General features: G+C 70.7%; 24 protein-coding genes, 2 pseudogenes and 1 CRISPR repeat array. Of the genes and pseudogenes, 17 read left to right on the plus strand and 9 right to left on the minus strand.

Annotated features, from left to right (window positions below; genetic code table 11):
* Positions 1-95: 95 nt before the first annotated feature.
* Both ACIBJE_RS15725 and ACIBJE_RS15730 read right to left on the minus strand, forming a co-directional pair.
* Complete coding sequence (locus tag ACIBJE_RS15725; protein ID WP_396748584.1) at positions 96-617, minus strand: methylated-DNA--[protein]-cysteine S-methyltransferase; 522 nt, start codon at positions 615-617, stop codon at positions 96-98.
* Complete coding sequence (locus tag ACIBJE_RS15730) at positions 614-2071, minus strand: DNA-3-methyladenine glycosylase 2 family protein (protein ID WP_396748586.1); 1458 nt, start codon at positions 2069-2071, stop codon at positions 614-616. Before ACIBJE_RS15730 ends, ACIBJE_RS15725 begins: the two co-directional genes overlap by 4 nt.
* Before the next feature lie 215 nt (positions 2072-2286).
* Between ACIBJE_RS15730 and ACIBJE_RS15735 the strand changes: the two genes are divergently transcribed.
* Together ACIBJE_RS15735 and ACIBJE_RS15740 are read left to right on the plus strand one after the other, a co-directional pair.
* Complete coding sequence (locus ACIBJE_RS15735; RefSeq protein WP_396748588.1) at positions 2287-2796, plus strand: hypothetical protein; 510 nt, start codon at positions 2287-2289, stop codon at positions 2794-2796.
* A 21-nt stretch (positions 2797-2817) separates the two neighbouring features.
* A complete protein-coding gene (locus ACIBJE_RS15740; RefSeq protein ID WP_396748590.1) occupies positions 2818-3552 on the plus strand; it encodes a Type 1 glutamine amidotransferase-like domain-containing protein in 735 nt (244 codons plus the stop codon).
* On the opposite strand, the gene ACIBJE_RS15745 is transcribed toward ACIBJE_RS15740, so the two are convergent.
* Positions 3530-4126 carry an exonuclease gene (locus ACIBJE_RS15745; RefSeq protein WP_396748592.1) on the minus strand — a complete coding sequence of 199 codons (597 nt, stop codon included), beginning with the start codon at positions 4124-4126 and terminating at the stop codon, positions 3530-3532. The genes ACIBJE_RS15740 and ACIBJE_RS15745 overlap by 23 nt on opposite strands.
* 129 nt (positions 4127-4255) lie before the next feature.
* Here ACIBJE_RS15745 and ychF point away from each other — a divergent pair, with 129 nt between their 5' ends.
* Complete coding sequence (gene ychF, locus ACIBJE_RS15750; RefSeq protein WP_396748594.1) at positions 4256-5341, plus strand: redox-regulated ATPase YchF; 1086 nt, start codon at positions 4256-4258, stop codon at positions 5339-5341.
* Positions 5342-5403: 62 nt separating this feature from the next.
* On the opposite strand, the gene ACIBJE_RS15755 is transcribed toward ychF, so the two are convergent.
* Positions 5404-5808: a squamosa promoter-binding protein 15 gene (locus tag ACIBJE_RS15755; RefSeq protein WP_396748596.1), complete on the minus strand. Its 405-nt coding sequence runs from the start codon at positions 5806-5808 to the stop codon at positions 5404-5406.
* A 4-nt stretch (positions 5809-5812) separates the two neighbouring features.
* Complete coding sequence (locus tag ACIBJE_RS15760) at positions 5813-6649, minus strand: alpha/beta hydrolase family protein (protein WP_396748598.1); 837 nt, start codon at positions 6647-6649, stop codon at positions 5813-5815.
* A 216-nt stretch (positions 6650-6865) separates the two neighbouring features.
* Between ACIBJE_RS15760 and ACIBJE_RS15765 the strand changes: the two genes are divergently transcribed.
* The 7 genes from ACIBJE_RS15765 to ACIBJE_RS15795 all read left to right on the plus strand — a co-directional run bounded on the left by ACIBJE_RS15765 (position 6866) and on the right by ACIBJE_RS15795 (position 12397).
* Positions 6866-7714, plus strand: coding sequence for an LPXTG cell wall anchor domain-containing protein (locus ACIBJE_RS15765; RefSeq protein WP_396748600.1), 849 nt, complete (start codon positions 6866-6868; stop codon positions 7712-7714).
* Positions 7715-7865: 151 nt separating this feature from the next.
* The gene (locus ACIBJE_RS15770) at positions 7866-8162 is read left to right on the plus strand and encodes an ArsR/SmtB family transcription factor (protein WP_396748602.1); all 297 of its coding nucleotides are present in this window, start codon (positions 7866-7868) and stop codon (positions 8160-8162) included.
* Positions 8162-8548: a VOC family protein gene (locus tag ACIBJE_RS15775; protein ID WP_396748700.1), complete on the plus strand. Its 387-nt coding sequence runs from the start codon at positions 8162-8164 to the stop codon at positions 8546-8548. The genes ACIBJE_RS15770 and ACIBJE_RS15775 overlap by 1 nt, the downstream gene beginning before the upstream one ends.
* A 140-nt stretch (positions 8549-8688) precedes the next feature.
* Positions 8689-10002, plus strand: a complete 1314-nt coding sequence (locus ACIBJE_RS15780) for a sensor domain-containing protein (RefSeq protein WP_396748604.1) — start codon at positions 8689-8691, stop codon at positions 10000-10002.
* Complete coding sequence (locus ACIBJE_RS15785; protein ID WP_396748606.1) at positions 9990-10652, plus strand: response regulator; 663 nt, start codon at positions 9990-9992, stop codon at positions 10650-10652. Before ACIBJE_RS15780 ends, ACIBJE_RS15785 begins: the two co-directional genes overlap by 13 nt.
* A gap of 46 nt (positions 10653-10698) precedes the next feature.
* Positions 10699-11472 (plus strand): DUF4253 domain-containing protein, encoded by a 774-nt coding sequence (locus tag ACIBJE_RS15790; RefSeq protein WP_396748608.1) that lies wholly within the window; start codon positions 10699-10701, stop codon positions 11470-11472.
* A gap of 271 nt (positions 11473-11743) precedes the next feature.
* The gene (locus tag ACIBJE_RS15795; RefSeq protein ID WP_396748610.1) at positions 11744-12397 is read left to right on the plus strand and encodes a D-Ala-D-Ala carboxypeptidase family metallohydrolase; all 654 of its coding nucleotides are present in this window, start codon (positions 11744-11746) and stop codon (positions 12395-12397) included.
* A gap of 384 nt (positions 12398-12781) precedes the next feature.
* Here ACIBJE_RS15795 and ACIBJE_RS15800 read toward each other — a convergent pair.
* Positions 12782-13033: pseudogene (locus tag ACIBJE_RS15800) on the minus strand (transposase); the annotation flags it as partial.
* Entirely contained in the window at positions 13023-13655 is a 633-nt protein-coding gene (locus tag ACIBJE_RS15805; RefSeq protein WP_396748612.1) for a TetR/AcrR family transcriptional regulator, read from the minus strand. The gene ACIBJE_RS15805 and the pseudogene ACIBJE_RS15800, both read right to left, overlap by 11 nt.
* A 55-nt stretch (positions 13656-13710) precedes the next feature.
* Here ACIBJE_RS15805 and ACIBJE_RS15810 point away from each other — a divergent pair, with 55 nt between their 5' ends.
* The 5 genes and pseudogenes from ACIBJE_RS15810 to ACIBJE_RS15830 form a co-directional block, all read left to right on the plus strand.
* Positions 13711-14469 (plus strand): SDR family NAD(P)-dependent oxidoreductase, encoded by a 759-nt coding sequence (locus ACIBJE_RS15810; protein WP_396748614.1) that lies wholly within the window; start codon positions 13711-13713, stop codon positions 14467-14469.
* Positions 14470-14819: 350 nt separating this feature from the next.
* A complete protein-coding gene (locus tag ACIBJE_RS15815; RefSeq protein WP_396748616.1) occupies positions 14820-15758 on the plus strand; it encodes an NADP-dependent oxidoreductase in 939 nt (312 codons plus the stop codon).
* A gap of 67 nt (positions 15759-15825) precedes the next feature.
* On the plus strand, positions 15826-16239 hold the full coding sequence (locus tag ACIBJE_RS15820; protein WP_396748618.1) for a nuclear transport factor 2 family protein: 414 nt from the start codon (positions 15826-15828) through the stop codon (positions 16237-16239).
* A gap of 257 nt (positions 16240-16496) precedes the next feature.
* Positions 16497-16697, plus strand: a complete 201-nt coding sequence (locus tag ACIBJE_RS15825; protein ID WP_396748703.1) for a D-Ala-D-Ala carboxypeptidase family metallohydrolase — start codon at positions 16497-16499, stop codon at positions 16695-16697.
* A gap of 235 nt (positions 16698-16932) precedes the next feature.
* A pseudogene (locus ACIBJE_RS15830) lies at positions 16933-17166 on the plus strand (transposase); the annotation flags it as partial.
* 195 nt (positions 17167-17361) lie between these two features.
* A CRISPR array of direct repeats spans positions 17362-18368; the repeat unit is 28 nt; unit sequence GGATCACCCCCGCGTGCGCGGGGAGCAG.
* 520 nt (positions 18369-18888) lie between these two features.
* Here the strand turns inward: ACIBJE_RS15830 and ACIBJE_RS15835 are convergent.
* A complete protein-coding gene (locus ACIBJE_RS15835; RefSeq protein WP_396748620.1) occupies positions 18889-21045 on the minus strand; it encodes a class I SAM-dependent DNA methyltransferase in 2157 nt (718 codons plus the stop codon).
* Positions 21046-21139: 94 nt separating this feature from the next.
* On the opposite strand from ACIBJE_RS15835, the gene ACIBJE_RS15840 reads away from it, so the two are divergent.
* Entirely contained in the window at positions 21140-21310 is a 171-nt protein-coding gene (locus ACIBJE_RS15840) for a hypothetical protein (protein WP_396748622.1), read from the plus strand.
* Positions 21311-21482: 172 nt separating this feature from the next.
* Positions 21483-22052 (plus strand): hypothetical protein, encoded by a 570-nt coding sequence (locus tag ACIBJE_RS15845; protein WP_396748624.1) that lies wholly within the window; start codon positions 21483-21485, stop codon positions 22050-22052.
* Here ACIBJE_RS15845 and ACIBJE_RS15850 read toward each other — a convergent pair.
* On the minus strand, positions 22003-23277 hold the full coding sequence (locus ACIBJE_RS15850) for a protein kinase (RefSeq protein ID WP_396748626.1): 1275 nt from the start codon (positions 23275-23277) through the stop codon (positions 22003-22005). The two genes, ACIBJE_RS15845 and ACIBJE_RS15850, sit on opposite strands and share 50 nt — an antisense overlap.
* Between the last annotated feature and the right edge of the window lie 58 nt (positions 23278-23335).

Consider the following 23335-nt stretch of genomic DNA (forward strand, 5'->3'; position numbering starts at 1 on the left):
CCCCCTGGTGGCGGGAACGCGGTCACCGTCCGCAGCCACCCCCCGACGGTATCGGTAAACGTGACTTCCACGACGGTCAACTTGCCGTCACCCGGTCAACTTGCCGTCAACCGCCGCTCGTGACCGAGAAGCCACTTTTTCACGTCCAGCCCCCACCGGTAGCCGCCGAGGCTCCCGTCGGTGCGCAGCACCCGGTGGCAGGGGACGAAGAGGGCGGCGGCGTTGCGCGCGCAGGCCGCCGCCGCCGCGCGTACCGCCGCCGGACGGCCGGCCAACCCCGCGAAGGCGGTGTACGTGACCGGGTCGCCCGGCTTGACGTCACGCAGCACCTGCCAGGCGTGCGTCAGGAAGACCCCGTCGGTGTGCTGCTCGACCGGCACCGCGTCGATCGCGGCGAGGTCGCCGTCGAGGTAGGCGGCCACGGCCCTGCTCACCGCCCCCAGTTCGGGCCGGCTGCGCACCTGGCCGCGCAGCGTCGGATGGACCAGGCCGAGCAGCCCGTCCACGTCGCTGGTGAACCCGGCCGCCCGGACCGCCCCGCCGGGCGCGACCAGGACACTGAACGGTCCGGCCGGGGTGTCCACCGTGCTGCTGTCGATCATGTTCGTTCCGGTCATGCTGCTGCTCTCCAGAGTCGGGCCACCGCGTACGAGCGCCAGGGGCGCCAGCGTTCGGCGTACGCGTCGAGGGTCTTCGGGTCGTCGGGCAGGCCGAGGGCGCGGGCGCCCCGGCGGACCGCGAGATCGGTAGGAAGGAAGACGTCCGGGTCGCCGAGCCCGCGCATGGCCACGTATCCGGCGGTCCAGGGGCCGATCCCCGGCAACGCCAGCAGCTGCCGGCGGGTCTGTGCCCAGTCCCCGTCCAGGGACAACTCCCCGCCGGCCACCGCCCGCGCCAGCGCCCGGACCGCCTCCCGCCGGCCCACCGGCCCCCGGAACCCGCCATCCGGCACGCCCACCACCTCCCGGGCCTCCGGAAACCCCCGCAATCCCCATCCGCCGTCGCGCTCGTGACCGGTGAGGGCCGGATCAGGCGGGCAGTGGGTGAGGAGGAGGACGAGGAGAGGGCGGGCGCTGCGCAGGGAGACCTGCTGGGTGAGGATGGCGCGCACGGCCGCCTCGAAGGGATGGTCCGGGGTGCGGGGGAGCCGGACGCCGGGTTCCGCCGCGACCGGTCCGGCCAGGGCCGGGTCCGCCGCCAGGGTGGCGTCCACCGCCACCGGGTCGGCGTCCAGGTCCAGCAGGCGGCGGCAACGGGCCACCGCCGGGGCCAGGTCACGCAGGTCGGTCAGGCGGAGCGTGGCCGAGACGTACCCGGCCGCCGGGGTCAGCGCCACCTCGCCGGGGCCGTGCGGCAGGGACAACCCCCGGTGGTACGTCCCGTCGCGCACCTCCTCGACGCCGGGGACCGCCCGCAACGCCAGGAACTCCAGCAGGGATCCGACGTGCAGCGGCGGGCGGTACGCCAGCCGTACCGTGATGGTGCCCGCGCCACCGGACACCGGTCCCCGCCCCCGGGTGGCGCGCAGCTCGGACGGGGCGAGCGCGAAGACCTCCCGCACCGTCTCGTTGAACTGCCGGACGCTGCCGAAGCCGGCGGCGAAGGCGACCTCGGCCATGCCCAGCCCGGTCGTCTCGATCAGCACCCGGGCGGTCTGCGCACGCTGCGCGCGGGCCAGGGCGAGCGGGCCGGCGCCCAGTTCGGCGCGGAGCATCCGGTGCAGGTGGCGTTCCGTGTAGCCGAGTCGGGACGCCAGCCCGGGCACGCCGTCCCGGTCGACCACCCCGTCGGCGATCAGCCGCATCGCCCGCCCCACCACGTCGGCCCGGACGTCCCACTCCGGCGAGCCGGGTGCGGCGTCCGGCCGGCACCGGCGGCAGGCGCGCAGCCCGGCACCCTGCGCGGCGGCGGCCGACGGGAAGAACCGGACGTTCTCCCGCTTCGGGGTCATCGCCGGGCAGGACGGCCGGCAGTAGATCCCGGTCGAGGTCACGCCGGTGTAGAACCAGCCGTCGAACCGCTGGTCACGGCTGTCGACCGCCCGGTAGCACCGCTCGAAGTCCAACTCCACGCCACCGATCCTGCCCCGCCGGTCGGCCCGGCGGCTCGCGGAAATCGGACCTCGCCCGCTGTTGTCGGTAGCAGGGGTCCCCTGCTACCGCTTTTTGCCGTGCAAGGTGCCCTTGCAACCACTCCAGCCCTCGCGCAACCATTCCGGCCCGTCCGCGACGAAAGTGTCGGAGGGGGCGGGTACTGTCCGGGGCCAACTCAAGAAGGGGTGCGTCGATGGGGAGCGTGGCCGGGCCGGGACGGGTGGAGGCGCGGTCGGTGCGTCCCGGGCTCGATCGGGCGGTGGTGCAGGAGTTCTACGACCGGATGCGGGCGGTCGGCCCGGCGGCGGTGGGCGCGATCGAGCGGGACCGCGTCGACGATCCGGGGCGCGGGTTCGCCGACACGGCCTGCGGACGGCTCGTCCGGTCGCTCGACGACGCCGCGCTGCGGGCGCTCGGCATGTGGGCGCACCACTGGTGCCTACGGTTCTACGACGACGACACCCGGGTCGGTCGGCGGTTGATCGGGGAGATCGCCGGTCGCGCCGGGCTCGGCTGGACGGTCGACGAGGTGCGTTGGATGCTCGGCGAGTCGTACGCTGCCCCGCCCACCGCCGGTGACCGTTTTACCCTGCCCAGGGCTGCCGCGCATGAGCTGGACCAGGCCGACCTGCCCGAGTTCGACGTTCTCGGCGAGGGCGACACGGACCGGTCGCGGTACGGCAGGATGAGCGGGTCCCGGTAACCAGGAGCGGAAGGGGAGCCCGTGCCCGCCAGCGAACCCACCATCCTCGCCACCAGCATCGGCTTCTTCAGCCGTCGCCGGGGCCCCTGGGACTGGCGGCCCGGACCGGTCTTCGACCTCGCGGCCGAACTGGCCGGGGCCGGGCCGGAACCGAGAATGTGCTTCCTCGGGCAGGCCGAGGGGGACCAGCCGACCACGTTGACCGCCCTCTACGGGGCGTTCGCCGGCACCCGGTTCCGCCTGTCCCACCTCAGTCTCTTCCCGATGCCCAACGTCGAGGACATCCGGGCCCACCTGCTCGCCCAGGACGTCGTCTGGGTCGGTGGCGGCAGCGTCGCCAACATGCTCGCCGTCTGGCGCGTGCACGGGCTCGACGAGATCCTGCGCGAGTGCTGGCAGGCCAGGGTGGTGCTGGGCGGGGTCTCCGCCGGGTCGATCTGCTGGCACGTGGGCGGGGCCACCGACAGCTACGGGCCGACGCTGCGCCCGTTCACCGGCGGGCTGGGCTTCCTCCCGTACGGCAACGGGGTGCACTACAACAGCGAGGAGCAGCGCCGGCCGCTGATCCACCAGTTGGTCGCCGACGGCACCCTGCCCACCGCCCACTGCACCGACGACGGGGTCGGGCTGGTCTACCGGGGGACCACGCTCGTCGAGGCGGTCGCCGACCGCGAGGGGGTGTTCGCGTACGAGGTGAGCCGCGACGCCGACGGCACGGTCACCGAGACGCCGATCACCCCGCGTCTGCTGGGTTGACCCCCTGCCGCTGCCCGGAGCGGCGCAGGGCGTCGAAGACCTGGGCCAGTTCGGCGGCGTCCTCGCCCGCGTGGTGGGTGTGCGGCAGGTGGGTCAGCCCCAGATCCCGCTTGGCTGTGCTCTTGTGGCTGTGCGACCACTCCCGCCCGGTCGCCCCCATGTAGTAGCTGCGCAGGTCGATTCCGGAGCCGGTCGCACCGAACGGACTCCGGCCGAGGAACCGGACGAAGTACCAGTGCACGAACATGCCGTCCCAGACGGCGGGGGCGGCGAGGAAGACCGGCCGACCGATCCGGCGGAGCCCCTCCACCCAGCGGGCGGCGGCGGCCATCGCGACCGCCGGGGCGGGTGCCTCCCGCAGCAGCCGGTCCCGGTCCAGCCCGGACACGGCGAGCGCCTCGGGGACGTACTCGTCGGAGATCGGCTTCAGCTCGGTGTAGAAGGTCAGCCCGGGATGTCCGGCGACCGCCATGCCCAGCGAGATCATGCTGTAGGGGCCGGGGATCGGCCCGTCGGCCTCCACGTCCACCGCCAGGTACAGCTCGGGCAGCTCCGCCTGATCGCGCCGTGCCATCGTGCCTCCCCGTCGATCTTCAGCAGCGCAGGCTAACAACGTGGCACCGTCCCCGACGCCGATTTTCGGCCCACGTCGGAGCCCGCCCGGCGCGAGCGGGGCGGCGGCAGCGGCGTAAGCTGGCTCGTCGTGAGTCTGACCATCGGGATCGTCGGCCTGCCCAACGTCGGCAAGAGCACCCTGTTCAACGCGCTGACCAAGAACGACGTGCTCGCGGCGAACTACCCGTTCGCCACGATCGAGCCGAACGTCGGCGTCGTCGGTCTGCCCGACGAGCGGCTGAACAAGCTGGCCGAGATCTTCGACTCGCAGAAGGTGCTTCCCGCGCCGGTGTCGTTCGTCGACATCGCCGGGCTGGTCCGGGGCGCCTCCAAGGGCCAGGGCCGGGGCAACGCGTTCCTGGCGAACATCCGGGACGCCTCGGCCATCTGCCAGGTGGTGCGCGCCTTCTCCGACCCGAACGTGGTGCACGTCGACGGCAAGGTCTCCCCGGCCGACGACATCGAGACGATCAACACCGAGCTGATCCTCGCCGACCTCCAGACCCTGGAGAAGGCGCTGCCCCGGCTGGAGAAGGAGGCCAAGCTCCGCAAGGACCGGGCCGCCGCCGTCACCGCAGCCAAGCAGGCGGTCGAGGTCCTCGATGCCGGTACGACGCTCTACGCGGGCGCCAAGGACGCCGGCATCGAGCTGGAGCACCTGCGTGAGCTGCACCTGCTCACCACCAAGCCGTTCCTCTACGTGTTCAACGTCGACGAGGAGGAGCTGGCCAACGCGGCGTTCCTCGATGAGCTGCGCGCCCTGGTCGCTCCCGCCGAGGCGGTCTTCATGGACGCCAAGATCGAGTCGGAGCTGGTGGACCTGCCCGAGGAGGAGGCCCGCGAGCTGCTGGAGTCGATCGGCCAGTCCGAGCCGGGGCTCGACCAGCTCGTCCGGGTCGGCTTCCGCACGCTCGGGCTCCAGACGTACCTGACCGCCGGGCCGAAGGAGGCGCGGGCCTGGACGATCCCGGTCGGCGCGACCGCTCCGGAGGCCGCCGGGGTGATCCACTCCGACTTCCAGCGCGGCTTCATCAAGGCCGAGGTGGTCTCCTTCGGCGACCTGGTCGCGGCCGGATCGATGGCGTCGGCGAAGGCGGCGGGCAAGGTCCGCATCGAGGGCAAGGAGTACGTCATGCAGGACGGCGACGTCGTGGAGTTCCGCTTCAACGTCTGAGCGCAGGCGGAGCCGGGTTCTGGCGGAGGCGCGCACAGACCCGCCGGTTCAACGTCTGACGTTCAAGGCGTATTCACGCCCTGATCGTCTGCCCCGAAGTCTGGGAGCGGCAGGTACTGGCGAGCGTTCCCGTCACGGATCATCCATATCCGGAAAGCGCCCTGTTCCTGGTCCATGATCATGAGCTGGGCAAGGTCGGGAATGCGCCAGCGGGTCGCACCGAATCGCTGGACGACAGCCCTGATGTCTGCGTGGTTGAGCACGCCGGCCCAGACCAGGGCCTCGGGGTGCTTCTGCCCGCCCCATGCCTCAGGGGTGTCATGGAGGGCACGGAGAGAACCGACACCGTGCACATGCGGCTGATTCCGCCGTGGTGCCTGTGTCTGAAGCCATTGGTCGAACTCGTGCACGAGTGCGCTGTCCTCGCGTACGTCCACCGACAGCAGGATGTTGGCGACCCAGCTCACGCCGTCATCCTGCCCCCGGACGTCGTCGGGCGTGGCGGTGGGGGAGCTGACTGTCGAGCCACCTCGACATCGTCTCGGTGTACCGTGGGCTGATGCCGTCGACGGTCGTGTTCCCGTCGGGGCCGGGCAGGTGGCCGCAGCCGGGCAGGCGGTAGATCTCAGGCGACGGCGTCCCGTCGGGGGTGTCCGCCTGCCGCCAGGCGGCGATGCTCTCGTCGACGGGCATCCAGTCGTCGGTCTCGCCGTAGAACAGCAGGGCGGGGCATCGCACCCCGGCGATGAACACCGCTGGGTCGACGTCCATGTCCACCCAGCTGCCCGGCTGGTCCGGCATGGTCCGGCGTAGGTAGCTCAGCGGGAACCAGGCACGTCCGGCGACCCGGTCGACCGCCGCCTGTGCGACGGACCGGCTGACGTCGCCTCGCAGGAACCCCTCGACCGTCAGGCGTACGTCGAGCAGCTCCGCGATGTCGGCAGAGCCGAATCCGGCCCGTCTGAGCTGTTCGGCCGTACCGAAGCGCATCTGCCGTGCCGGGGAGATGCCGCAGGCTGACACCAGCACCAGGAACGCCACGTCGGCAGGGTGGGTCGCGGCCGTGACGAGCGCGGCCCAGGCGCCCTGGCTGACACCCCACAGGCCGGTCGGCACCTCACCGACCTCCTGGCGGAGCCGGAGAAGGGCGGCACGGGCGTCGGCCGCCTGCACCGCCAACGGAACGTCTCCCTCTTCCCTCGACCGGCGGTCGTAGCGCAGCACGGCCACGCCCATCGCCGGCAACACCCGGGCGAGGTGTTCGTACAGGAAGAACGAGCGTTGCCCGGCCGCAGCTCCGTGCAGCACGACCAGACCGCCGCGGCAGCGCCCTTGGGTACCGCGAGCGAGGCGGGCAACGCGACACCATCGGCGTCGATCGTCAGCTCCATCGGACCATCCCATCAGACCGCGGCGACACGCTTCGACCTCCGGTGCGGCGGGAGGACGCTCCCGGGTGGACGGGAGCGCTGGTGGGGAGCTGTATCGTGTCGCGGTTGTCGCCAACATCAACGGGGGATTTCCATGACGATCCGCTGGTACGCGGGCCTTGCCGCGAGCGCCACCGTCCTCGTGGCCGGGCTTGCCGCCACACCCGCCTCGGCCGCTGCGGAGTCGAGTACGGCCGACAGCGCCAAGCTCGCCGCCGGCACGCTGAAGGACCCGGAGACGGGCAAGAACCGTACGTACCCGGCCGGCCAGGGCGAGGACGTGCCCGTCGTGCTCGGCGTGACGAACGTCGGTGACGCGCCGGTCGACGGCCTCGTCGTCCAGGTGCGCGTCCTCAACGACCTCGACCTGACCACGAAGTACGAGAACTGCTGGTACGCCGTGGACAGCAACCAGGAGACGGCCTGGTGCGAGTTCGACGCAGACCTCGCGCCGGGTGCCAGCCTGGCCGTGACCGGAGCGGGCATCTCCACCAGCCCGGACGCCCGTGCCGAGGACATCTCGTCGGTCGTGTACTGGTGGATGAGCAAGCAGCACGCCGACGCGCAGGGCGGCATCCAGGCGCTGGCCGACAAGTGGGCCGGGCAGGGCACCAAGGCGGTCCGTGGCACCGGTGACCTGCTGCCGTTGACGACCCCGTCCGGGGAGCTCGGCGGAATCGGGGGGCCGCTCGGCTTCGCCGGCGTCGAGCTGGTCACGCCGCCTACCGGTGAGCCGACCGCGACGCCGACCCCGTCGGCGACGCCGAGTGCCGCGCCGACCGCTGCTCCCTCCGTGAGCGCGGGCGCCGGTGGCGAGGGTGGCGGACTGCCCGTGACCGGTGCCGGCACCGCGACCGTGGCCGGCGTGGGCGGCGTCCTCCTGCTCCTCGGGGGCGCCGGCTTCCTGATCGCCCGACGCCGCCGTACCCGCTTCGTGGCGTAGCCCCACACCCGGCGCCCCCGGCTCGACGTTCCGTCCGAGCCGGGGGCGCCGTTGTGTCGGGTAGGCGGTTTCGCCCCGGTCGTCGAAGCCGGCGGACGCCACGCCGTCGTTCGACTTGACAGGCAAGTCGACACTTGCCTATAACTATGGCGTGGACGCAGACGGCGATGTGTTCAAGGCCATCGGTGATGCGACGCGACGCATCATCCTGGACGAACTGACCGACAAGGACGGTCAGACGCTGTTCGAGATCTGTGGTCGGCTGACCATGAAGCACGGCCTGGCCTCCTCGCGCCAGGCCATCTCCCAGCACCTCGCGGTGCTCGAACAGGCCGGCCTGGTGCACACCCGGCGGCAGGGCCGGTTCAAGTTCCACCACATCGACACGAGCCCGCTACGCGTGATCGTCGAGCGGTGGCCCATCGACCGAGAGGAACCGAAATCGTGATCCGTATCAACGTGACCAGCGTGCTCGTCGACGACCAGGCGAAGGCGCTCGCCTTCTACACCGAGAAGCTCGGGTTCATCAAGAAGACCGACGTGCCCGCCGGCGAGGCCCGCTGGCTCACCGTGGTGTCCCCGGCCGACCCGGACGGGGTCGAACTGCTGCTGGAGCCGGACGGCCACCCGGCGGCGGGTCCGTTCAAGAACGCCCTGGTCGCCGACGGTATCCCGTACACCCAGTTCGCCGTGGACGACGTGTACGCCGAGGTCGAGCGGCTGAAGGGGCTGGGCGTCGAGTTCACCCAGGAGGCGACCGACCTGGGGCCGGTCGTCACCGCCGTTCTCGACGACACCTGCGGCAACCTGATCCAGCTCGCCACCATGAAGTAGCCGGCCACCCGCCCCGCGCCCGGTCCGAGCCGCCGCCTCCCGGAGGTGGCGGCTCGGCGCTCGTCAGGTAGGGCTGGGCATACCACAGGAGTGGGGCCAGACGGCTGGGTCGGCCGGATCTCCGTGCCTAGCGTGACGTCATGCCCTCGAACGAAGCCCTCCACCTGCCGGCGGCGTTGCGACGACGCGGCTACCTGATCTCGTGGTGGCCCTGGCGGGCGCTGGCGTACGCCGTCACCACCGTGCCGATCGCGGGCGTGCTCGCCTTCGGGCTGCTCGTCGTCGTGGCGCCCTCGGTGGCGGTGGTCAACGCGGCGCGGCAGGGCCGGCCGATCGAACTGCCGATCGTCGTATTCCTCACCGTGGCCGGGCTGGTCATGCTGGCCCTTGCGCCGGTCGTCAGCGCCCCGGTGGCCGCAGTCGAGCGGTGGCGGCTCGGCGTCGTCGACCAGCGTCCGTTCCCCGGCCGGCGGCTGCCGCTGCCCGACCAGATCCTGCGGAGCCTGGCGGCGCGTTACACCAGCGCGGCGGCGTGGCGGGAGGCGGCGTACGCGTTCTGGCTGGGCGCGGTGGTGCCGGTCGCCTACTGGATGTTCGCGTTGCTGGTGCTGGTCGACCTCACCCTGGTCGCCAGCCCCTGGCTGGTCGGCGACGCCGACGAGGTCATCGTGCTCTGGACGACGGTGGACACGCCCCGCCAGGCGGTGCCCTACGCGATCGGGGCGCTCCTCCTCGTACCCGTGCTGTGGTATCTCTTCGGGCTGCTCGTCGCGGGTCAGGCCGTCGTGGCCCGGTGGCTGCTCGGTGGGCCGCCCGCCGACCCGGCGGCGCTGCGGGAGGTCACCCGCTCGCGGGCCCGCCTGGTCGGCGCGTACGAGGCGGAACGCCGCCGCATCGAGCGTGACGTGCACGACGGCGCCCAGCCCCGGTTGACGAGCCTCACCGTGCAACTCGGACTGGCCCGACTCGACGTGCCCGCCGACTCTCCCGCCGCCGGTCCGTTGGCTGTCGCGCACGAGCAGGCCAAGGACCTGATGGTCACCCTGCGGCAGATCGTGCAGGGCATCCGCCCGCAGAACCTCGCCGAACTCGGCCTGGCCGGTGCCGCCCGGGAACTGGCCGGCGAGGCCGCCATCCCGGTCGTGGTCCGGGCCGACCTGATCCGCCCGGTGCCGGAACTGGTGGAGACCACCGCCTACTTCGTGTTGTCCGAGTCGCTGAACAACGTCGCCCGGCACGCCGGGGCGACCCGGGCCGAGGTGCGACTCTCCCAGACCGACCAGCACCTCGTGGTGGAGGTCGAGGACGACGGCCGGGGCGGCGCCGACCCGGCCCGGGGCAGCGGGCTCACCGGCCTCGCCGACCGGGTCGCCGCGGTGGACGGGCGGTTGCTGCTGGCCAGCCCGACCGGCGGACCTACCCTCGTCCGCGTGGAACTGCCGTGCCGCCCGTGACCCGCGTCGTGCTCGCCGAGGACGAGGTCCTCCTCCGGGAGGGCCTAGTCGCCCTGCTGACCCGGTTCGACTTCGAGGTGGTCGCCGCCGTCGGCTCGGCCCCGGCGCTGCGGGACGCCGTCGATGCGTACGAGCCGGAGCTGCTCGTCACCGACATCCGCATGCCGCCGTACCACCGCGACGACGGGCTGCGCGCGGCGGTCGCCCTGCGCGAGCGACGGCCCCGGCTCGCGGTCGTGGTGCTGAGCCAGTACGTGCAGACCGAGTACGCCTCCGCGCTGCTCGACAGCGGCGACGGCCGGCGCGTCGGGTACCTGCTGAAGGACCGGGTCGCCGACGTGGCCGAGTTCGCCGCGACGCTGCGCCGGGTGGTCGGCGGTGGCACGGCCATCGATCCCGACGTGGTACGCCACCTGCTGCACCGCCCCCGTGACCCGCTCGTCGCCCTGACCGCCCGGGAACGGGAGGTCCTCGCGTCGCTCGCCGAGGGGCACTCCAACGTGGCGATCGCGGCGCGGCTGCACGTCACCGAGGCGGCGGTCGGCAAGCACGTCGGCAACATCCTGGCCAAGCTGGACCTGCCGCCCAGCGACGACACCAACCGCCGGGTGCTGGCGGTCCTCACCTACCTGCGCACAAATCGGGGCTGACTCGACGCCGCCCGACCCGTCGTACGGGTCGCCTACGCTCCCCGTCATGATCACGGACCTGCCCCGACTGCTCGACGCCCTGCCGGCGGGGGCGGTGCCGCCCGGCCGCCTCGTGACGCCGGAGGACGGCGGCCCGCCGCCGTACTGGCTGAGCGACGACCCGGCCGAGCCCTACCGTTGGACGCAGCTCCGGCGCAACCACCAGGTGACCGGGCTGTGGCCGCTGTTGCTGAGTGGTCTGCGCAGCGAGGAGGAGCGACCCTGGGCGGTCGGCGAGGTGTCCCCGGCGGGGATGTCGTCGCCGGACCGTCACGACCCGACGGAGCTGCTCGCCCAGTGGTGGGGCGAGGACGAGAAGGACGCGGACTTCGCCGAGGTGGTGGCGCCGCTCGGTGTGCGGTGGCCCGGCCCGGCCGACCCCGGCCAGCCGGAAGGGTCGCCCGGTGACTTCGCCGACGAGTACGTGGCCTTCCTGGCGGACGGGCAGACACGGCTGGGTCTGGTGCCGGCCGTCCGGAGCGCGGACACCCTGGCCGTGACCGGCTGGACCGGCCCGGCGAACTTCAACTGTGACTCGGGGGAGATCGCGGCGGTCGTGCGGAGTTGGGAGGAGCGCTTCGGCGCGAGGGTGATCGGCCTCGGATTCGACACTCTCCACCTGAGCGTTGCCGCCCCGCCGACGTCGCCCGAGCATGCCCTGCGGGTCGCCGCCGAGCACTTCGCCTTCTGCCCGGACAACGTGTGGCAGGGCAGTGGGACGCTGGCCGCCTACGCCGACCAGATCCTCGACATGAACTGCTGGGCGTTCTGGTGGGACTGACCGTGTCCGGGCTGCCGGGTCGGGCCCGATGATGACACATCGTTCGTCACCACTTCGTCAAAATGTCACCACCTGCCGATTGTTCGGCCGGCATTGGTCGTTCCCGTGCGACCGCGCCACCGTGGAACCGCGCCGGCACGGAAACCCGAACAGTTGGGGCGCTCCCATTCCCGCTCTTGACATCCGGGGGTGAGAAGCATTCGCGTGTGACGGATTTCGTGGATTCGCGGGCCGGCGGTGAGAGACCTGTCGCATGACCACGGGAGTTGGCATGACCACGAAATGCTTCACCTGGACCCGCACCCTCAGCCGGGGTGCCACCGGAAACGACGTGAAACAGCTCCAGATCCGGATCGCCGGCTGGGTGGCCAGCGGCGAGACCCTCGCGATCGACGGCATCTTCGGTCCGGCCACGGCGGCTGCGGTCAAACGCTTCAAGGCTGGTTACCGCCTACAGGACACGTCGGAGACCGCCGGGCCGACGACCTTCAACCTGATCTACTCCATCCAGGACGACGACTGCACGCCGCGCCACTTCGCGTACTCGGAATTCGACGGCGGCTGCGGTCAGTCGGGCTTCACCGGGGGCGCGGTCGGCTCCGCCGCCGTGCGGGAGAACCTGTTGCGGGTGATGTGGCAACTGGAGGCATTGCGGCACAAGCTCGGCGACCGCCCGATCGTCATCTCCTCCGGATTCCGCAGCATCTCCTGCAACAGCAGCGTCGGGGGAGCGCGCGGCAGCCTGCACACGTACGGAAAGGCCGCCGACCTCGGCACGTCGAGCCGGCCGAGCCTCTGCGAGATGTGGCGGATGGCTCGTACCTGCGGATTCAAGGAGATTCTCGGACCGGGTTATCCCGACCATGACGACCACGTCCACGTCGGCAACAAGTCCACCCAGTTCTGGCGTGCCCCGGACTGCTGACCCGGGGGCGTACCGATGGTGGCTACCTGACCGTCGTCACGCGGCCGGCGTCCCTCCGTCGAGGATTTCTTGGCCCTCCGGTCGGAAGAGTTGCAGGATCGGAGGCTTGAGACAGCCGCGTCCACCGAGTGGATGCCGTCCCGGCTGTGCACCGCCAGTTGGCAGCGGATGCGGATCCGCTCCGTGTTGCTGTCCTGCAACAGGCGCATGTTCGTCTCGCCGGAGTCGGTCGGTGGTCCGTCGGTTGGGTCGAAGCCGTCCCGACGTCTGCCAGCGACCTCGTACAGCACGATGTCGGCGATTTCGACGTGCCGAAGGAGTTCGTCAAGCGACCCTACGGTGTCGGTCACGCGGATATCCGTACCGGAAGGGGAAACGGCTTGTCGGTGCACCCTTGCGGGCGCCGTCGGCGTAACTGCCACCGCGATCCCGACAGATGACCCGGACGCCGGGATGCTCGCGCAGCCATTCGGCGAGGGTGTCGGCGGTGCGGTCGGGCAGGACGTCGATCGGCCGGCGGCTGTGCATGTCGATCAGCACGGTGGCGTAGCGGTGCCCCCGGCGTCGGGCGAAGTCGTCCACGCCCAGCACCGTCGGCGTCACCGGCGGCGGGTACGGGGTCGTGTCACTGGCCCTTGTCGTTGTCCGCCGTTGACCCTCGATCCGCTCTGTTCGGGATGAGTCGCTCGGCGGTCTGAGCGACAAGGCGGAGCTGCTCGTACCCAGCACCGTCCCGGGCCTGTACGGACATCCCTTGGATCAAGGCGGCCAGCGTCCGAGCGAGTGCGTTGGCGTCGACTCCCTCGGGGAGTTCGCCATCCGTCACGGCATGGGTGAAGCGCTCGCGGAGCATTTCGACAGCGCGTTCACGCTCAGCCCGCACAACGCCAGCCGCAAAGCGGGCATCCGGGCTCGTCGCCAGCATCCCCGTAGACACCAGGCACCCGCGACCGGGCAGCGTGGTGAACTCTCGTGCGGCTCGGTCGAGGTAGTCGCTGACCGCCGCCACGAGAGGAAGGTCGTCCCGAATCCCGAACCCGTACCGCTCCTGATACCGCTGCACAGCCAGCTCGAAGAGGCGCTCCTTCGACCCGAACGCCCGATACCAGGCGGGAGCGGTCAGCCCCGTCACCTCCTGCAGCCGGGCAAGACTCGTCCCCTCGTAGCCGTGCTCCCAGAACAGCAGGAGAGCCGCCTCCAGCGCGGTGTCCGGATCGAACGAGCGGGGGCGACCCCGCGGCCGCGTCTTCATTTCCATAGCGACTGCTACGATATCCCAAACATAATTTCGTAGCGATCACTACGGAGGAACTTTGTCCCGCTTCACCGCTCTCGTCACCGGCGCGTCCCGTGGCATCGGCGCCGCCATCGCACGCGGGCTCGCCTGCGACGGGATCAGGCTGGTCGGCATCCACTACGGCCACGACCGCGCCGCCGCAGAGGACACCGCCGCCCAGATCCGCGCACAGGGTGCAACTCCCGTGCTCATCCACGCCGACCTGGCCGGGGGCGCGGTGGCTGCCGCGCAGATCGCCATGGAGTGGAAGGAAGCCGTCGCGCTCCATGGGTACACGGGCACCGACGTGCTCGTGAGCAACGCGGGCATCAACGGGGCTCAATCTCTGGCTCAGCTGGACACCGCCACCTACGACCGCGTCCTGGCCGTGAACCTCACCGCGCCGACGTTCCTCCTCCACCGCCTCGCCGATCACCTCAACGACAACGGCCGTATCGTCGCCATCTCGACCGGCTACACACGCATCGCAGCACCCACCCACGTCGCCTACACGGCATCGAAAGCCGGACTCGAAGGCGTCATCAGGGCAGTCGCGCCAGAACTGGCCAAGCGAGGGATCACCGCCAACTCTGTCGCGCCCGGCGTGGTGGACACCGACATCAACGCCGACTGGATCGACGCACCAGGCGCGCGTGAACACGCCGAATCGCTCTCCGCCTTCGATCGGTTGGGTACCTCCGAGGACATCGCCGACGTCGTCCGCTACCTGGCCGGCGACGGAGGGCGGTGGATCACCGGGCAGACCATTGACGCCACCGGCGGCACCCGGCTCTAGAGTCGGTGACAGAGTGACGCTCCTGCCATGGATGCCGAACAGGGTCCCCAAAAGGCGGCGTGACGCACAGGCCGCTGTGGAGCCGACTCGGACAGGTGTTGTTGCCACGCCGACAGCCCCCGCCTCCTCTCTCGGAGTCGGGGGCTTCGTGCTGACCCGGACGCTCGGACGAAAACTTCGCGCGGTGGCTACGGCTCGCCGACGATGGCCGGATCCTTGCGCATATTGTCGATCTGGCCACTGGTCGGGCGCCGCTCATGAGGGGATGTTGGACCTGCGCGGCTGGCAGGCGGCCGATGCGACAGGTGAGGAGCGCAGTGACAACCAGTTCAGCGCGAGTGCCGGTACGGATGCTCGCCGTCAGCCAGGACGTGGGCGGGCCGCCCGATGTCCTGAAAATCATCGAGGTGGACCGCCCGGTCCCGACCGTCGGCGAGGTCCTCGTCCGGGTTCATGCTGCCGGGGTCAACCCCACCGACTGGAAGACCCGGGCTCGGGGGCAGTTCGCCACCGGCGTCGTCCCGCCGTTCGTGCTGGGCTTCGACGTCTCGGGGGTCGTCGAAGCGGTCGGGCCCGGGGTGACCCTCTTCTCGCCGGGCGACGAGGTGTTCGGCATGCCGCGCTTCCCGCACCCGGCAGGCGCGTACGCGGAGTTCGTGACCGCTCCCGCGCGTCACTTCGTCCGCAAGCCGGCGAACCTCGACCACACGGCCGCCGCAGCGTTGCCCTTGGCGGCGTTGACCGCCTGGCAGGCTCTCGTCGACACCGCCGACATCCAGCCGGGCCAGCGCGTCCTCGTCCACGCTGCTGCGGGAGGAGTCGGGCATCTGGCCGTGCAGATCGCCAAGGCGCGTGGCGCAAGGGTCATCGGTACGGCGAGTGCTGCCAAGCACGACCTCCTTCGGAGGTTGGGCGCGGATGAACTGATCGACTACACGGCAGAGGATTTCGGTGTCCTCCGTGACGTCGATGTCGTGCTCGACACCATCGGCGGGGACTACACGCCGCGTTCCCTCCGGACCCTGCGGAAGGGCGGGATTCTCATCTCGCTTCTGCCTGTGGCCCCCGACTTCCCCGCCGACCTTGCCGAGGAACTCGGCGTGCGCGCCACCCGGATGCTCGTCGAGCCGGACCACGCCGGAATGAAGGCGATCGCAGATCTCGTTGCTCGCGGACGGTTGCGGGCGCTCATCGACACCACCGTTCCGCTGGCGGAAGCGGCTCAGGCGCACAAGCGCGGCGAAACGAACAGCGCCACAGGAAAGGTCGTCCTCTCGGTCATCGCCTGAGGCGTCCCGGTAATCGCACACCATGGCCGATCCGGCCACGTCATACACAAAAAGGAGCAGTATTCTCATGAGCACCGCAACAACAACCAGCACGGCCGCCGTCGTCGAAACCTTCTTCACGCGCTTTGCCGCTGGTGACGTACCTGGCCTGATCGACCTCTTCGCCGACGAGTTCGACTTCGTGGTCGAGGGGGCCCCTCGCATCCCGTGGTCGGGGCGTCGTTCTTCTCCGGCTGAACTGGAGGAGTTCTTCGCATCGTTCGGGAAGTTCCTCGGGCCGGCCAAGGAGTACAACGTCACGGCGACGGTCATCGACGGGGACAACGCGGTCGTGGTCGGGCACAACTCGTTCGAGGTTCTTTCCACCAGGAAGGTCTTCGACAACCACTTCGCACTGCACATGGTCGTCAAGGACGGCAAGATCACGACCTACCGGATGCACGAGGACTCTCACGCGATCAACGCCGCCTTCGAGGGCTGAGTCGCTGGTGGGTGACCAGGGCTGAATCGTGCGGTGACCAGGACTAACTACCGGTTCTGGTCACCGCACGGTGCCCCGGCGTCTGTCCCGCACGCCCCGTCGTACGGGTCGCCTACGCTCCCCGTCGTGATCCCGGACCTGCCCCGGCTGCTCGACGCGCTGCCCGCCGGAACGCTGCCTCCCGGCCGACTCGTCACGTCGGAGGACGGCGGGCCGCCGCCGTACTGGTTGAGCGACGCCCCGGCGGACCCGGCACTCTGGGCGCGGCTGCCAGCCTGCACACGTACGGAAAGGCCGCCGACCTCGGCACGTCGAGCCGGCCGAGCCTCTGCGAGATGTGGCGGATGGCTCGTACCTGCGGATTCAAGGAGATTCTCGGACCGGGTTATCCCGACCATGACGACCACGTCCACGTCGGCAACAAGTCCACCCAGTTCTGGCGTGCCCCGGACTGCTGACCCGGGGGCGTACCGATGGTGGCTACCTGACCGTCGTCACGCGGCCGGCGTCCCTCCGTCGAGCATCTCTTGGCCCTCCGGTCGGAAGAGTGTCGGCTCCGCCTGAAAACTGGCTCTGGCACACATTTTGTGAGTCGTGCTCGTCGGTAGTTCGGGTTGGTTGCCCGGATGGAGATCATCTCGGCGTTGCTTCCGCATCTGGTGGGCCTGCGGTTGGAGGCGGTGGTGGTCCGGGGTGTCGGGGTCAGGATCGAGGCGGCGACACAGACGGTGCGGGCGCACCGCCGACACCCTCGCCGAATGGCTGCGCGAGCATCCCGGCGTCCGGGTCATCTGTCGGGATCGCGGTGGCAGTTACGCCGACGGCGCCCGCAAGGGCGCACCCGACGCGGTCCAGGTCGCCGACCGGTGGCACCTACTCAAGAACCTCACCGACGCCGTCGAAAAGGTCGTGCGTGGGCACCGCCGGTGCCTACGCGCGCACACCGATCCGCTTCCCGCCCTGTCTGCGCCGCCTCCGGCCGAGCCGGTCAGGGCGGGACGTCGGGCGGCGAACACCCGCCAACGTCACGCGGCCGTGCACGCCCTACGGGCCGAAGGACTGTCGATCAGCGCGACCGCCCGGCGGCTCGACATGAACGTCAGAACCGCCCGCAAGTACGCCCACGCCGCCCCGCGTGCGCGTGGAGCAGCTTGGGTCCGGATAGAACGACGACGACCAGGGATCACCCCCGCGTGCGCGGGGAGCAGGAGATGGTCACGCCCGACCTCAATCGACACCCGGGATCACCCCTCCCGCCGGCGCGGGGAGCAGGCCAACAGCAAACAGCAACCCCATCCATGCCCAGCGATCACCCCCGCCTGCGCGGGGAGCAGAACAGCGTTACGGCCACCACGGCGCACGGGCACGGATCACCCCCGCGTGCGCGGGGAGCAGCATGACGTGGCTGTCCTGGACTCCGGGGTCAAGGAATCACCCCCGCGTGCGCGGGGAGCAGACCCGGTCGTGCGCGATGCCCTGCGCGTCCAGGGGATCACCCCCGCGTGCGCGGGGAGCAGGTGCCGTTGCCGGCCGGGATCGGCGCGCACGTGGGATCACCCCCGCGTGCGCGGGGAGCAGGTCGAGCAACTCGCCCGGGAGACGGCCGACAACGGATCACCCCCGCGTGCGCGGGGAGCAGGGCCACCGTGTTGACCTGATACGCCCGCAACCAGGATCACCCCCGCGTGCGCGGGGAGCAGCACCGGTGCCGGCTCGACCGGGGGCAGTTTCTCAGGATCACCCCCGCGTGCGCGGGGAGCAGCGCGCGTACACCTCCGACCGGCTGTGGGGCGGCGGATCACCCCCGCGTGCGCGGGGAGCAGGCGGAGTTCGACCGCACCGGCGACAAGGGCCTGGGATCACCCCCGCGTGCGCGGGGAGCAGCGCGGGAGGACCTGGAGGCGGCGCTGCGCACGGGGATCACCCCCGCGTGCGCGGGGAGCAGTTGGATAACCCGAAGGGCTGGCGGCATCCGGTAGGATCACCCCCGCGTGCGCGGGGAGCAGGGCTGAGTATTGACAGCGGACATGACGGAGTCGGGATCACCCCCGCGTGCGCGGGGAGCAGGGCGACGACCGCCGCGCCGAGCAGCGCCTCGCCGGGATCACCCCCGCGTGCGCGGGGAGCAGACTTCCTGACCTGGTGTCTCAAAGATCAACTAGGTCAGTTTCCTTCACTTTTGTTGACGAGGCGCTCCACCAGAGCGAGGTTCGGGCTGGCTCAGCGTCGCACACGGCACATCTGATGCTGGGGAACAATCGAGCCAGGCTGAGATTGTAACTTGGTGGTGGGTCCACCGTGGAGCATCACAGGGTGCAGGTGGTCTCGATGGCTCGTCCCGAGCGGATCTTTCCGTTTACCGGGCTGCAGTCCGCCCAGGTCCGTACGCTGTTTCGGCTGGTCGCCGGGCGCGACGGTGACCTGATTGCTGATGGGCGGCCGGGCCCGGCAGGCTCATCGACGCGCCCGCCTGGTCGTCGCTCTCGAAGCTTGTGGGGCGGCCGGTCCTGGCCGGCAGTGTCTACCGCAGTAGTCCAGACCCGATCATCCTGTAGCCAGAGCCCGGAGCAGGAGGAGCCCGAGGGCAGTGGGCTGGAAACCCGTGTCGAACGCCATCGCCTTCAGCGACCGCTTCCCGGCCCCTGAAACCTACAGACCAGGATCGCCGGGAACACCGTCGACGAGACTTTCCCGAGGCCGAGGGGCTGATGACGGGGCAAGGCCGAGGGCGCCTGTCGTGAGGCCATCGCTGATCTCGCAGGCGAGGGCTGCGCCGGTCGCTGCTGCATGGTTCAGTGCGGTGCGAAACTCGACGAGCTGGCGGAAAGCCCGTCCGTAGGCTTGCTGCTGATCGAGCGGTACGACGGGGATGGCAAGACGCCGGATGTCGATGCGCAGTGCGCCGCTGGCGCTGCTGGACGTGCGGCCGGCGATTCGCGCGTTGTCCGGTCGGGAGATGACACCGGCGACGAACCACGGATCGAAGCGGTCCGGGTCGACGCGGATCAGCTGAACACTGGGCCCGAGTCTGGCTCCAAACTGTTCCGGGGTGGCAACTCGGGCGCTGATCTTGCGGCTGATGACGGGAACGAGAATGTCGCCAGCGCCCACTCGTGGCCCCGGGTCGTCGTTCGCGCTGTGGTTCGCCGAACCGGTGGCCGGGCCACCAGAGAGGACGTCGGCGGCGGTCAGTACGGCATCGCTGGAGGTCACGCCGGTCGGTCGGCTGCGGGTGGCGGCACGTTGGACGGTGATGCTGCCGGATCGGATCAGGTCCGCGATGTCGGCCTGAGGAGCGTCGCCCAGCGGCGCTGTCGGTATTCTGCGCACTGCGGGCAGGACCCGGCGCACATGGTCGAGGAGCCGGCCGAAGTCGCTCATTCTGGAGATGATCTGTGCGGGCGTGGCGACGAGTTCGCTGGCCTGCGGTAGGTGGCGTTGCGGTGTCAGGTCGACCTGGTCGTCGAGCAGTTCGATGGCGGATACGGCGCGGTGGACGCCGGGCAGCTCGGCTTGGTCGCCGGACTGGTGGGCACGCCACGCGGTTCCGATGATCTCGGCGAGGGGTCGGCTGGCGGATTCGGTGGTGGCGTCGACCACGAGCAGGGTGCTTGCGGGTGACTGGTGCGGATCGGGCTGGGCGAGGACCCAGACGTGCAGCCCGATGCCGGCCGGTGGCATCAGGCCGGCGGGGAGAGCGATGACCGCCCGCAGGGCGCCACGCCGGATCAGCTCTGCACGAACCCGGCGACCTGCGGGGCGTGCCGCGGCGGCCGGGGGCATGAGCACGACGGCGGTACCCCCGGGGGAGAGGTGCGCAAGAGCGTGTTGCACCCAGGCAAGTTCGGGTTCGGTACGTGGGGGAAGTCCGTAGGTCCAGCGGGGGTCGTACGCCAGGCGGTCGTGACCCCAGTCGTGGATGCCGAACGGGAAGTTCGCCACGACGACCTCGGCCCGCAGGTGCGGTAGGGCGTCTTCGAGCAGGCTGTCGCCGATCTGCACTACGGGCGGCTCGGTGTCGTGCCCGGCCTGCCGGGCCCGCAGGTGCACGAACCAGAGCCGCAGCAGGGTGATCACCGCGTACTGCCGGTTGATCTCCTGCGCGTAGCAGCGGGTGGGTGTGCCGCTCCGCAGGGCCCGGTCGGCGGCCATCCGCAGGATCGACCCGGTGCCGCTGGTGAAGTCGAAGGTTCGGGCTCCGGTGCCGGTGAGGGTCAGCATCACGTCGGCGACGACGTCCGGTGTGCCGGCGAGGCCGGACAGCGAGTGGGCGGAGGCAGCGTACTGGTTGTGCAGGTGCTCGAAGGCGGCCTCCGGGCCCTGCTCCGAGCCGAGCTGGTCGACCGTGCGCAGCAGCGTGGTGAGCGGTGCGGTCCACTGCCCGGGAAGCACCTCACCGATCAGGTCGGCCAGGCCGGGATCGAGGGTGCGCAGGTGGCGGACGAGCTGCTTCGGCGTGGGCAGGCCCGCGTCGGGGGTCGTGGTCCGGTCGGCGCGGACGAGCAGGAGCGCGCCGGCGACGCCGAGGATGTCGCTGATCTCCGTTGCGGGCTGGTGACTCTCGAAGTGCCGCCAGGCCCATTGTTCGGTGCTGGCCTGGTGCAGCCGACCATGACGGCGCAGCCAGTGTTCGACCTCCCGCGCGTCGAACGACGGACTCGTCGGCGTGCCGCCCACGGGTGCCGGGAAGTCGGCGTACCGGCGGCGCCAGTTGCTCACCGCTGCCCTGCCGACGTTGGCCAGCCGGGCGATGCCACTGGCGGTCAGGGTGGCCTGGTTCGGGGCCATGCTCGGCTCTCTCGTCACGCGTGAACGCTAGCATGACGTAAGCTCTTGTGTATACAGTTCACAGGCGCTATGTTCCCTCGTGGTTCCGGTAGCCACGCCTGAAGGAGGGCTCATGCCGCGTCGCGGACGCAGCACCACCATCGGAAAGATCGGGAAGTTCCACCAGGACCGCCGGGTGTCCGAGATCCGGGTGTTCGGCGAGCTGCTGCGGCGTGAACAGACCCCCAGACCCGGCACGGGTTCGCCGCCGCCCGACAGGCGGGAGACCGCCGGGGCCCGCTGACCCAGTCGATCCACTCCCACCACCTGAAGGAGGACCATGAACACCCTTGCTCGTACCTGGACCGCCAGCCACCCTCTCCCCGAGCTTTCCGCCGGTGGCGTACGTCTGCCGGGGCGCCGTGCGTTACGGTTCCGGCTCCACGGGCTTCGCAACGCCCCAGGTGTACGCACGAGTGCGCCTTGACCCGGTCGTCGGTGCGGCCATCGCGGACGCGTACCTGGCGGCACCGGTCCGGGACGAGCGGGCCTACCCCGCCTATGCCGCGTTCTGCCGGGAGACAGTGCGGCAGTACCACTTCCTGGTCGGTCGGGTGGAGTTCGGTGGCCTCGGCGTCGAGGTGCGGATCGTTGAGACCGACCCGTACGCGGACGTCGCGTCGATGGTCGCCGACGTGCGGCAACGTCGGCTGAAGGTCTGGGCCAGCGCGGCCGGCGACAATCCGCACCCTTACCTCAGCGATGGTGAGAACGACATGTTCCGGGCGGTCCACGACGTGTTCGGGCACGCGGGGACCGGCCGCGGCTTCGACCGGCACGGCGAGGAGGCGGCCTGGTGGAAACACCGCACCATGTACTCACCGCTGGCCCGACGTGCCCTGGCGACCGAGACGCGCGGGCAGAACTGCGCGCGAATCTTCCGCTACGGGGGCAGCCGTTTCCCGGAGCAGAAGGCGGTGTTGCTGCCTCGTGCGTTCAGCGATCCGCGCTCGGTGTCCGTCCAGACGGCCGATGCCGGGCGCTGAGATTCGCGACTTCCTGGCGCAGGTGCAGCACGGCCGGATGCTCGGGCCCGTCCGCCCGGACGCGGTCCTCCAGCAACTGCTGGAGCTGTCGCAGCGCCCGGCTGTGCTCACCGAGCGCCGAATGAGCTCCGGCGATACGGAGCCGGAAGTCGAACACCAGGGGGTCGTCGTCGCCGTGCCGCCGTACCCGCTGATCGACGAGGTGTCGCCACTGTCGTGCGGCGGCCCGGTACTGACCGGCGGCGTGTAGCTGTTCCGCGCGTCGAGCGGCCAGATCCATGTCGAGGGCGTTCGGCTCTGCGGGCGTTCTCGCGGTGGGACGCGTCTGCTGAGGTACTCGTCCCACGATCGCCGCGTAGGCCCGCACGGCCTCGGCGGCGTCGGTGAGCACTCCGGGAATCGGTGGCAGGTCGTGGGAGAGTGGCGCCAACACCCGGTAGACGTCGGCGGCGGTGGCTGGCCGGCCCCGGGGGTCGACGCTCAACAGCGCGTGGACCAGGTCGTCGAGGTCGTCCGGGATGCCCGGCCGTAGCTGGGCGGGGCGCGGTGGAGGATCGTCCAGCTGGTGCCGCAGCGTGGTCGTGGTGGTGACGCCGTCGAAGGGCGGTCGGCCGGTGAGCAGGTCGAAGAGCGTGGCACCCAGGCCGTACAGGTCGGTGCGGTGGTCGCTGGGCTCCCCGAGGATCTGCTCGGGTGCCATGTAGCCCACCGTACCGAGAGCTTGCCCGGTCTCGGTGATGCGTGAGTAGCGGTCGTCGTTCCGCACGACCGCCAGACCGAAGTCGAGCACCTTAACCGCGCCGCTCGGGTCAAGCATGACGTTGCTCGGCTTGATATCCCGGTGTACCAGGCCTATCTGTCCTGCGGCGAGCAGGACGCTGCTGATCTGCGCCCCGATGGCGGCAACCCACTGGAACGGGAGTGGTCCTTGCTCCGCGACCAGGTCGGCGAGGGTGATTCCCCGGACCTTCTGGAGGACGACGTACGGCAGGCCGGCATGCTGGTCGAAGTCGTAGACGGCGGGCACGCCGGGGTGGTCCAGCCGGGCGGTCAGCAGCGCCTCCCGGCGCAGGCGACGCATCAGGTCCGCGTTCAGCCTGGCGGTGCTGACGAACTTGACGATGACGGCGCGGTCGAGCTGTGTGTCCCGCGCGGGCCAGACCTCACCCATTCCCTTGTGGGCCAACGGGAACCGGCCCAGCGTGTACCGGTCCTTGAGGCTCATGCCAGGTCCCACGTGGTCAGCATATCGACCGAACCGCCCGTAGCCCCGAACGTCCGGC

The sequence above is a fragment of the Micromonospora sp. NPDC050187 genome, from assembly GCF_044459745.1.
Lineage (GTDB): Bacteria > Actinomycetota > Actinomycetes > Mycobacteriales > Micromonosporaceae > Micromonospora.

What these genes read in the sequence shown, in the direction of transcription:
- ACIBJE_RS15795 (WP_396748610.1), top strand. Translation starts at nt 11,744, where the DNA reads ATGACCACGAAATGCTTCACCTGGACCCGCACCCTCAGCCGGGGTGCC.
- ACIBJE_RS15815 (WP_396748616.1), top strand. Translation starts at nt 14,820, where the DNA reads ATGCTCGCCGTCAGCCAGGACGTGGGCGGGCCGCCCGATGTCCTGAAA.
- ACIBJE_RS15745 (WP_396748592.1), bottom strand. Translation starts at nt 4,126, where the DNA reads ATGGCACGGCGCGATCAGGCGGAGCTGCCCGAGCTGTACCTGGCGGTG.
- ACIBJE_RS15725 (WP_396748584.1), bottom strand. Translation starts at nt 617, where the DNA reads ATGACCGGAACGAACATGATCGACAGCAGCACGGTGGACACCCCGGCC.
- ACIBJE_RS15765 (WP_396748600.1), top strand. Translation starts at nt 6,866, where the DNA reads ATGACGATCCGCTGGTACGCGGGCCTTGCCGCGAGCGCCACCGTCCTC.
- ACIBJE_RS15735 (WP_396748588.1), top strand. Translation starts at nt 2,287, where the DNA reads ATGGGGAGCGTGGCCGGGCCGGGACGGGTGGAGGCGCGGTCGGTGCGT.
- ACIBJE_RS15850 (WP_396748626.1), bottom strand. Translation starts at nt 23,277, where the DNA reads ATGAGCCTCAAGGACCGGTACACGCTGGGCCGGTTCCCGTTGGCCCAC.
- ACIBJE_RS15840 (WP_396748622.1), top strand. Translation starts at nt 21,140, where the DNA reads ATGCCGCGTCGCGGACGCAGCACCACCATCGGAAAGATCGGGAAGTTC.
- ACIBJE_RS15780 (WP_396748604.1), top strand. Translation starts at nt 8,689, where the DNA reads ATGCCCTCGAACGAAGCCCTCCACCTGCCGGCGGCGTTGCGACGACGC.
- ACIBJE_RS15790 (WP_396748608.1), top strand. Translation starts at nt 10,699, where the DNA reads ATGATCACGGACCTGCCCCGACTGCTCGACGCCCTGCCGGCGGGGGCG.
- ACIBJE_RS15805 (WP_396748612.1), bottom strand. Translation starts at nt 13,655, where the DNA reads ATGGAAATGAAGACGCGGCCGCGGGGTCGCCCCCGCTCGTTCGATCCG.
- ACIBJE_RS15820 (WP_396748618.1), top strand. Translation starts at nt 15,826, where the DNA reads ATGAGCACCGCAACAACAACCAGCACGGCCGCCGTCGTCGAAACCTTC.